The sequence below is a fragment of the Rhodocytophaga aerolata genome (assembly GCF_030503435.1).
In the GTDB taxonomy this organism is placed as follows: Bacteria; Bacteroidota; Bacteroidia; order Cytophagales; family 172606-1; genus Rhodocytophaga; species Rhodocytophaga aerolata.
The window spans coordinates 386,885-396,513 of the sequence record NZ_JAUKPO010000005.1 but is presented as its reverse complement, the minus strand read 5'-3'; the positions used below and the strand labels follow the sequence as shown (position 1 = coordinate 396,513).

General features: G+C 40.1%; 9 protein-coding genes. 8 read left to right on the top strand and 1 reads right to left on the bottom strand.

The features are described 5' to 3' along the window. Positions 1-258 precede the first annotated feature (258 nt). The 8 genes from Q0590_RS12220 to Q0590_RS12185 all read left to right on the top strand — a co-directional run bounded on the left by Q0590_RS12220 (position 259) and on the right by Q0590_RS12185 (position 8,008). Positions 259-2,343 carry a tetratricopeptide repeat-containing sensor histidine kinase gene (locus Q0590_RS12220; RefSeq protein ID WP_302037825.1) on the top strand — a complete coding sequence of 695 codons (2,085 nt, stop codon included), beginning with the start codon at positions 259-261 and terminating at the stop codon, positions 2,341-2,343. A gap of 564 nt (positions 2,344-2,907) precedes the next feature. Next, positions 2,908-3,327 carry an SRPBCC domain-containing protein gene (locus Q0590_RS12215; protein ID WP_302037824.1) on the top strand — a complete coding sequence of 140 codons (420 nt, stop codon included), beginning with the start codon at positions 2,908-2,910 and terminating at the stop codon, positions 3,325-3,327. 28 nt (positions 3,328-3,355) lie between these two features. Next, positions 3,356-3,913: a dihydrofolate reductase family protein gene (locus Q0590_RS12210; protein WP_302037823.1), complete on the top strand. Its 558-nt coding sequence runs from the start codon at positions 3,356-3,358 to the stop codon at positions 3,911-3,913. A 110-nt stretch (positions 3,914-4,023) separates the two neighbouring features. Beyond that, complete coding sequence (locus tag Q0590_RS12205) at positions 4,024-4,575, top strand: GNAT family N-acetyltransferase (protein WP_302037822.1); 552 nt, start codon at positions 4,024-4,026, stop codon at positions 4,573-4,575. A 121-nt stretch (positions 4,576-4,696) separates the two neighbouring features. Continuing rightward, a complete protein-coding gene (locus tag Q0590_RS12200) occupies positions 4,697-5,125 on the top strand; it encodes an EthD family reductase (protein ID WP_302037821.1) in 429 nt (142 codons plus the stop codon). 177 nt (positions 5,126-5,302) lie between these two features. Then, a complete protein-coding gene (locus Q0590_RS12195; RefSeq protein ID WP_302037820.1) occupies positions 5,303-5,638 on the top strand; it encodes an iron chaperone in 336 nt (111 codons plus the stop codon). Positions 5,639-5,992: 354 nt separating this feature from the next. Continuing rightward, positions 5,993-6,682, top strand: coding sequence for a 3-keto-disaccharide hydrolase (locus tag Q0590_RS12190; RefSeq protein WP_302037819.1), 690 nt, complete (start codon positions 5,993-5,995; stop codon positions 6,680-6,682). Positions 6,683-6,934: 252 nt separating this feature from the next. Beyond that, complete coding sequence (locus Q0590_RS12185; RefSeq protein ID WP_302037818.1) at positions 6,935-8,008, top strand: endo-1,4-beta-xylanase; 1,074 nt, start codon at positions 6,935-6,937, stop codon at positions 8,006-8,008. 501 nt (positions 8,009-8,509) lie between these two features. Here Q0590_RS12185 and Q0590_RS12180 read toward each other — a convergent pair. Beyond that, the gene (locus tag Q0590_RS12180) at positions 8,510-9,628 is read right to left on the bottom strand and encodes a PepSY-associated TM helix domain-containing protein (RefSeq protein ID WP_302037829.1); all 1,119 of its coding nucleotides are present in this window, start codon (positions 9,626-9,628) and stop codon (positions 8,510-8,512) included. Between the last annotated feature and the right edge of the window lies 1 nt (position 9,629).

The window sequence follows — 9,629 nt, the reverse complement described above, 5'->3', positions numbered from 1 at the left end:
TCTTTCCCATATGGGAACTATAACATGTTTATACTTAATTTTGTCCCCATACTTATCATTTATTCACCTAAATTTTCATAGGTTACACCAGATAATTTTTCAGTTCAAACCCTTGCTTTGAGAATTGGGGCAAAATTGCAGTTTAACTTTATTTACACTAGTATGAAATAAAAAATTAGGAGAATTAACATAGAGCTGCGCGTTTAAATCACTAATTTTGTAAATACTTAATTTCCTGAGCGTTAAACTAAATAAGGAATGTGGCGTTTCGTTCTTGTAGTGTTTTTTATATTTTCTTTCCAGCCTTCATTAGCGCAATACCATCGAACCGATAGCCTTCTGTTAGCTTTACGTAACTCCACTTCTTCTGCGTATCCTGCTGTTTTTTCTAAACTTGAGCAAACCGTAGTAGAAATGGAATATACACCTGCCTTGAAAATAACAGACGAGGTTTTGGCAATCTGTCAACAACTGCCTTTTCGTGGAGCCTTGGTTAGTGCATACCGTTGTAAAGCAATTGTATATAATTTGCATCAGAACCGCGTACAAGCCATACAAACGGCACAGCAAGCCTACCAGCTTGCCCTGACCAATAGGCTGGCTGTTGAAGAGGCAAATAGTTTAAAGCTCATGGGCAATATCTATCAGGCCATGAACCGGCATGACTTAGCGCTAGATCATTATTTAAAAGCTTTTGAAATATACCATCAACAGGGGCACCAGAAATTGGAAGCCGAGACGCTTTATGACTTGGGTAATTTATGTTACTATACGCATAAATATAATACCTCAAGACGTTACTTATTGCAGGCCTATCAACTAGGGCGCGATTCCTTAAATAGTCGCTTACTAATTAGTACCATAAACACCGTTGCATTAACTTACCGCGCCAAGCAAGAATTTGACCAGGCTATACACTATCAGACGCTTTCTCACCAAATGGCCATCCAAGCGAAAGATAGTGCCTGGATTGGGCTAACGGCTGGTAACCTAGGTCACATTTATGAGTTACAACAAGTTTATCAGAAAGCCTTGGCCTATTATCGGCTTGATATAACCTTTAGCAAGAAGTTTAAAATGTGGGGCAGCGTAGGCAATGGGTTTGTTAGTGTAGCCAATGTGTATTTGCAGAAAAAGGACTATCTAAAGGCAAAAATGTATCTTGATAGTGCCATGTACCTAACCGATGCTGTAAAAGAGCCAGATTTTCTTCATCTGCTATACAAAACTGCATCCGGTTTTTATCTTCAAACGAACCAATTGGATAAAGCTTTTCAATACCAAGCCTTAGAGTATAAACTAAAAGATTCGCTTGATCAGCGAAAATATAACGCCGAATTAGAGGGAGTGATGGCCAACTATGAATGGGATAAAAAGCGGGCAGAAATAGAACTATTAAAGAAAAACAATGAAATTATTCAAGCAGACGCTCAACAGAAATATATCATTCTAGTTGCTATTTCTAGTATTTTAATCTGTATTGTCGCTTTAGCGCTTATTTTGTATCGCAATAACCGGCAAAAACACAAAGTTAATCTCCAACTTATCTCACAACAAAAAGAGCTTGCCGAGCGAAATGAAGAAATCAAACTATTAAATAGCTCTTTGGAACAAAAGGTAGAACAACGTACTGCTCAACTACACATGGCCATAGAGAACTTAGTTAAAAAAAACCAGCATCTGGAGGACTTTGCTTATGTAATTTCTCATAATTTACGTGCTCCTATTGCCAGAATCATGGGTTTGGTTTCCATTTTTGATAGGGAAAACTTGCAGGATAAAAACAACTTAGCCATTCTCGACTATCTTAACCAGGCAACAATTAATTTAGACATGGTAGTAAGTGATTTGAATGACATTCTGTTAATGCATGATCTTTCAGATATCCGTAAAGAGAATGTTCACTTAGAAGAGATTACCAACCTTACCATTGAAAGTTTACATGACCTGATAGAAGAATCTCATGCAAATATTCAGACTGATTATTCGCAAGTCAGTAATCTAGTAACTGTAAAGAGTTATCTTACAAGTATCCTTTACAATCTTCTCTCCAATGCGATCAAATATAGATCACCAAAGCGCCTTCCTGAAATTCTGATAAGCACTAGCAAAGTCAATGGCTCAGTTTGTTTAACCGTCAAAGATAATGGCATAGGCTTGGATCTCACCCATAAAAACACTAAAAAGCTATTTAAGCTATATCAGAGAATGCACACGCATACTGAAGGAAAAGGCATGGGATTATTTATTGTAAAAGAACAAGTGGAAGCATTAGAGGGAAAAATTGAAGTAGAAAGTGCTGTTGGCTATGGTAGTGCTTTCCATGTTTATCTGCCTGCTTAATTTTTATGTAGATAGCCCGGCTGAATGAAATAAAAATAGGTATAGAGCTATTGAAAGATAAATATAACCTCATTGTAGCCCTAATGAATCAATACTTCCTTTGATTCTTTCAATGCCTTCCATCATCTGGTATATTTCTGAGTACTACTCGTTTCTCCTCTTGCCCATTTTGCCATGGTCAGTTGGGTAAGCACTGAGGTGTTAACCTAACTCCCCTTTTCTAGTGACCATAGAATCCCTTTGGTAATATCCTGCTTACCTACAGAATCGATCAATGCAGGTGCCTGATCTTTGTATAGAATAACCGTGTTGAATCCAACTAGAGTGAAATGTATCTTTACAGGTATTGCCCGTTCACCCCCCGTGCTAGCCTAGCTAAAAGCCTTTGCAAAAAGATTTCCACCTCCAACAAGTGACTTGGTCAAAGTGGCCAACATTTGTCGCAAAACACCCTTTTCTTGACGCAATCGAGGCCGGGATACAAATAACGGATAGCTTACCTTTGTAGGAATAAAATGACCCGAGTAAGGCGACAAAACGCAAGTTCTACAAACCACCCTTTCCATGAAAGATACAAACCCCATTACCGTCCAAATTACCATAAATGCTGCCCTGGCGAACGTGTGGAGCGCCTGGACAACACCACAAGAGGTAATGCATTGGAATAGGCCTTTCAGTCATTGGCACTGCCCAGTAGCAGAAATTAATTTGACGGAACAAGGTACATTTTTGCTACGCATGGAAGCAAAAGATGGCAGTGAAGGGTTCGACCATGCCGGCCAATACGATAAGATCCTGCTACATGAGCGGATAGAATATACCACTAAGGAGGGGAGAAAATCCAAAATCCTTTTCACCTCAGATGGGAACTCAACCAAGGTAAGGGAGACCTTTGAGCCGGACAGCTCTATTTCTTTTAAGGAGCAAAGAGCTTTTGTAGACAACATACTTGCCAACTTTAAAAAGCATGTGGAAAACAGATAACACATTCATTGATTATAGATAAAAAGCTATGAGGAAAGTAATTGCAGGCATCAATATGACCATAGACGGGTTTTGTGACCATACGTTGGTCATGGCAGATGATGAACTACATCAACATTATACAGAACTTTTAAAAAGTGCCGACACCATTATCTGGGGTAGGATAACTTACCAGCTCATGGAGTATTGGCCCACGGTCGTAAAAAATCCCACCGGTAATAAAGCAACCGATGAGTTTGCCATCACCGTAGACGATATTTCTAAACTTGTTTTTTCCCATAGCCTCAAAACGGTAGCGTGGAAAAACACCAGGCTAGCCAAAGGAGACCTCAAAGAAGAAGTAGCCGCCTTAAAGCAAGCAGCAGGCAAAGACATATTAGTTGGCAGCCCCAGTTTGATTGTGGGCTTAACCAAGCTGAATTTAATTGATCAATACCAACTCTGTGTGCACCCGCATATAGCCGGAAAGGGTTTACCATTGTTCAAAAACATCACTGATAAAATTGATCTTACACTGATAAAGACGAAAACTTTTGGTTGTGGTGCCATTACGCTTTACTATGAGCCGGTAAAAAAGAACAGCTAGCCCGAAACACCCGGAGCTTGGACTATCTTACTCATCTCCAAGTCAGGTTTTAGTTAAACATATTTATCCAACCCAGGCTGTAACAGTTAGCTTACTTATACGCACAGTCAATGATATCCATTATAAAGGCAACACAAAGAGATTGCCATTCCATTGCTAGCATCGGTAAAATAGCCGTAGCAGAGTCTCACAGAGGCAGCTGTTCAGCAGAAGACATGCAGGCTTTTCTTGAAAGAAAGTATAACCGTGATACGATTAAGGAAGAACTTAATGATATAAATACTATTTATCATATTGTTACCTACCAAGATAAGCCGGTTGGGTTTTCTAAAATTATCTTGGATGCAAAACATCCTGATATTGTTGCAGAAAATGTAGCTAAGCTGGACCGGATTTACCTCCTTAAAGAATACTACGGGTTGAAAGTAGGGCTTGCGCTTTTAAATTTTAATTTTGATCTAGCAAGAAAGAATAAGCAATCGGGTATTTGGTTGTATACATGGATTGGTAATCATAGAGCCATTAATTTTTATCTGAAAGCAGGATTCACAATCATCGGAAGTTACAAATTTTACGTCACTAAAACGCACTATGACCTGAGCCATCACATGTTTCTTGATTTTCTTGAACCGGACGTAGATAAAGTAGTTTTAACAGGTTAATGATGAAAGATGACCAAAAGGCTAATTTAAAGTTTGACAGAAATGGGATTAGCCTGCAGAATTGTATGGCCCCGGTTTTTAGTTGTTTGTATCACCCATTTTCAAGTAATAATAAATAATTATGAAATCTAAATTTCTTGTAATGTATTTGCTTTTGGCAGTAAGTTTTACCGCCTTCGGTCAAGAAAAACAATCCTCAAAAGCTAAAAAGCAAAGTTCGGCTGTAGTCGAACAAGGATTAATTAAAGTATCCATCATGTACCCTTTTGCCGAAGGCAAAAGCTTTGATATGGCGTATTATGCAAGCAAGCACATGCCGATGGTAGCCGGGTTTTTAGGGTCAAATTTAGTAAAATACACCATCGAAAAAGGACTTTCAAACGGTATGCCTAACCAACCGCTGCCATATGTAGCAATTGGTACATTTTATGTAAAAAGTTTAAGCGATTATCAGGCAGCTATTGGCCCCCATAGAGAGGCCATCAGAGCCGATTTCGCAAATTACACGAATATTATCCCTATAATCTTGGTCAGTGAAGTTGTTAGGTGAGCTTACCTATTATGTATCACATATGTATGTGGCCAATGGCATATTGCCTATTGTACAATGTATGAACGGTTACTTTGCCGGGGGAGAATATAAAAAGCTTCTTACCAATGTGCTGTTAATAAGCAAATGCGCGGTAAACTTTTCATAAGCTTTGATCTATGTACAAAAAGCGACCTTATGACTGAAGTCGATAAATATATCTTACAGTTTGAGCCTCCAATTCAATCCAGGCTTAAAAGCCTGAGAGAGCTTTTCTTTGAACTTTATCCAAACTGTGTAGAAAGTATTCGCTACAAGATACCAGCCTACAAAGTGGGGATGCACTATTTGTATTTTGCTGCCTATACAAAGCATATTGGATTTTATCCTGTCTACGGCCTTTGGGAACTAGAAGAAGAACTGTCTGCTTACCGAGCAAAAGGAACGAAAGACAGCTTACACTTTCCTCACAACAAACCCTTGCCCATAGAATTGGTACGAAAAATCATTAAGCAGAAAGCCCAATTGACATGAGCAAGATGCAACAACATACTAGCATTGGAAATTCACTAGTCACCACTTCAACACGCATAATTTCTGTTAGTTAATTTAACTGCCCCCCTTTTCCAATAATAGTAGACCCACATTCTTTTCTGATTCCACTCCACCAGCGTAGTGGCCTGACAAATACTTCTGTACCTGCTAGCTGATTTAGGACGCTACAAGGTCGAGTATAAGGTATTATTTTGTGGAGCAGGAACAATACAGCCGCAAGCCATGACTACTGAGAAACACTTTGTGGAGCTTCTGGAAAATAATTGCTAGATTGGGAGTAAATTGTTTTATTAATCGATTATCATTTCCTGAATGCATAATAGTATGAAAAGAATGGGATTATATTTAATGGTACTATTGCTAGGCCTCTGCAGTGGGCAGTTGCAGGCGCAGAAGTCAGGAAATTGGATAACCTTATTTGATGGAAAATCCACTGAGCAGTTAAGAGGCTATAAAATGGATCGCTTTCCCACGCAAGCCTGGAAAGTGGAAGAAGGGGCCCTTGTTACCCAGACAGGCGTACCTAATATTGACCTGGTGACCAAAGATAGCTACAAAGATTTTGAACTTGTCTTTGAGTGGAAAGTATCAAAAGCAGGCAATAGCGGGGTGTTTTTTCATGTACAGGAAGTAGCCGACATGCAGTCAGGGAATGGCAATAGTGCTAACTGGCTGCATAATTTCGAAATGCAGATCCTGGATGATATTAATTTTGATGATAAAGAACCAAAACGCTCGGCTGGCTCTTTATATGATCTGATTGCTCCCCAAAATAAAAAGCTCAACCCGGTAGGTGAATATAACGAGGCCAGATTAGTTGTCAGCAAAGGCCATGTGGAGCACTGGTTGAATGGAGCAAAAGTGGTGGAGTACACCATAGGATCTGATGCCCTCAACCAGTTAATTAGCAACAGTAAGTTCAACACAAACCCTACCTTTGCCAAATCAACCAATGGACATATAATGTTTCAGCATCATGGGCAGAAAGTGTGGCTAAAAAATATAAAGGTTAGAAAACTATAAATTTGCCCGTTAGCCGCAGGCTATAGGCAAGTGATGGGTAAAGGCAATCTATGAATGGTCATCAAAAACCCTAGACTGTAATTGCCTGATTACTCCCATTAACTTTGACTACATTCTTTTTCTAGTTGATGGGGTTGATAAAAGATGAGCAATTACTTCACATAAAAAGGAAGGCAGCAAATCACAGCTTATCAAAATACTATAACAAGTTCAGCTATTTAAGGGTCTATGCATCTATTTTCGGTTACATTCATGAAAAACAAGTTCATTCTTCTGGCTTTTCTGCTACTGGTATCTTCTTATGCAAGCTTTGCTCAAGCACAAAAAGGACTCAAAGATTATTATCAAACCTACTTTCCGATTGGCGTGGCCGTTAATCCGCGGATGCTACAGCAGGAAGAAGATGCAAGATTGATTAAAACGCATTTCAATAGTATAACGCCGGAAAATGCTATGAAGATGGGGCCGATCCACCCGCAGGAAGACACCTATTTCTGGAAAGATGCCGATTTAATTGTGGATTTTGCCCAGAACAATGGATTGAAAGTGCGCGGTCATACCCTCTGCTGGCACACGCAGACGCCTAGCTGGTTTTTTATAGATGCAACTGGAAAACAAGTAAGCCGGGAAGTGCTTTTGGACCGGTTGCAAAAACACATCAGTGAAGTGGTACGCAGATATAAAGGAAAAATTTATGCCTGGGATGTGGTCAATGAAGCGGTTCCAGATACGGGAACAGCCCTGTATCGTCCATCAAAATTCTATCAGATCATTGGGGAAGATTACATTGAGAAAGCGTTTCAGTTTGCCCACCAGGCAGACCCGGATGCCCAATTGTTTTACAACGACTATAACACGGAAAATGCAGCTAAACGGGAAAAAATCTATCAACTGGTAAAGAAATTGAAAGATAAAGGCATTCCCATACATGGGGTGGGATTACAGGGGCATTGGTCCTTGTACGAGCCTACAGCTAAAGAGCTGGAAGAATCTATCAGTAAGTTTGCCAGCCTGGGATTGAAGGTGCAGGTGACAGAGTTAGATGTGTCGGTATATCCTAAGGAGCATGAACGACGGGAGAAAAGAGCGACGGACAAAAGTGAGTTTACGCCCGAAATGAACGATAAGCAGGCAGCACATTATAAGATGCTCTTTGACGTGTTTCGCAAACACCGCAAGACCCTTACTGGCATCACTTTCTGGAATTTATCAGATAAATATTCATGGCTGGATAATTTCCCGGTTCGGGGCCGGAAAGATTATCCCTTGTTGTTTGATGAGAATAACCGGCCTAAGAAAGCCTTTTCCGAAGTAATTAATTTTTAGAAATTTTTGCCGGGTTTTCTTCCAAACAGGTTGACAAAAACTTCTTTAATTTATAGTGAAAACAATCGCGTTCTTCCAGCTATTGATGCGGGTAATAAGGTATAGATGCAATTTTGTCCCTTGCACATAGTATGGCAAAGCACTCTGCTAGCCAGTAAGCCTACTATTTGCTTTTACCTTCTTACTTTTAATAATCCAAGTTGGGTGGCAGAATTAGTATAAATAAAAGCAGAAATGATGGGCACTCAGTAAGCCGATCAGTCTGAGTAGAAAACCATTGGCTGTGACAACATGAATCTTTCTGGGAAACAGGTTTTCAGTCACACGGATATCGGTTTCAATATATCTTCTTTGTTGTTGCCTTAACCTGTTAAACAAACCCCTATTGTCGGCTTTACCTGAGTTATTTTTACAGATGGGCTAAAAATGGATATGAATTTCTGCTTTGAGGCTTCTTCTGCCTGATAATTGTATAGATTTTATACCACACAATTTAGATTATTAATACTGTGCCTTCGGGGTATACCTGGGCATTGGCAGGGAGGTTCCTTTCTTTTTTTTATTTACAAATGCTTTCCGTCGCCACCACAATAAGAAACCGGTAATAGTTAGCAGCGCTCCTGCTAGTCCGAAGAAAGCATAGACGACCTTAATGGCTTTGCCACCATATTGTCCATAATGAAGGGTATATAAGGCATATTCTATTTTTTCGCCGATACTTAACTCTGTTTCTTTAAACACGCTACCCACCTGCCCAGTATGCGGATCGAATTTAGCATAACTCGTCATTTTTCCCAAAAGCCAGCCGCCCGGCAAATGCCCATGTATAGTTATAGAATCGCCAGAATTACGCGGAAAATCGACATAGGTTAGTTGTACTCCGGGAATGAGCTGTTGTGTCTGCTTCATTAAACTATCTATATTCGCATGAATAGCCGGTGGTGGTTGTATTTGAGTAGTTTTTGCTGTCTGGGTATGGTAACCGGGATCAAGCGCATACCACATCATATAAAATCCGCTTGTAGCCAGTACCAAGTTGAACAGCAGTGCCCACACACCTACTATCCGGTGCAAACCTGAAGAGACTGTACGCCAGTTTTTCCAGTGAATACCCACCCGGAACAATACTACTTTTACCACTGACTTACGGTATACATAGATGCCAGTTATTACCGATCCTAGTAAAGCCATAGCAAATAGTGCGGCCAGTAGCTCACCAGTTGTTTTCAGATAAAAAGTGTAATGCAACGTGATAAAAAAGTCGTACCAGGAGTTATTTTCTATACCCAACACGTCAGCGGTATACGGGTTGACATACAGCAGCGGATAGGTATCCTGGCTATATACCCGCATTTCAATGGTTTCTTCAGGTGATGCAGGCAAATAGCGAAAGGAATACAGATATACCTCCGGCACTTGTGCTTGTACTTTGCGGTACAGTTCATCATACGGCAACCATTCTCCTTTAACTTTAACGCTGAACAGGTGCGGATTTTCCCATTTATTGAGTTCGTCCCGGAAAACAATAATTGATCCGGTCAGAAAGAATACCAGAATAAACATCCCGGCCACTAAGCCTAACCATTGGTGCAGGGCATATATTTTACGGGCAGCCGACATA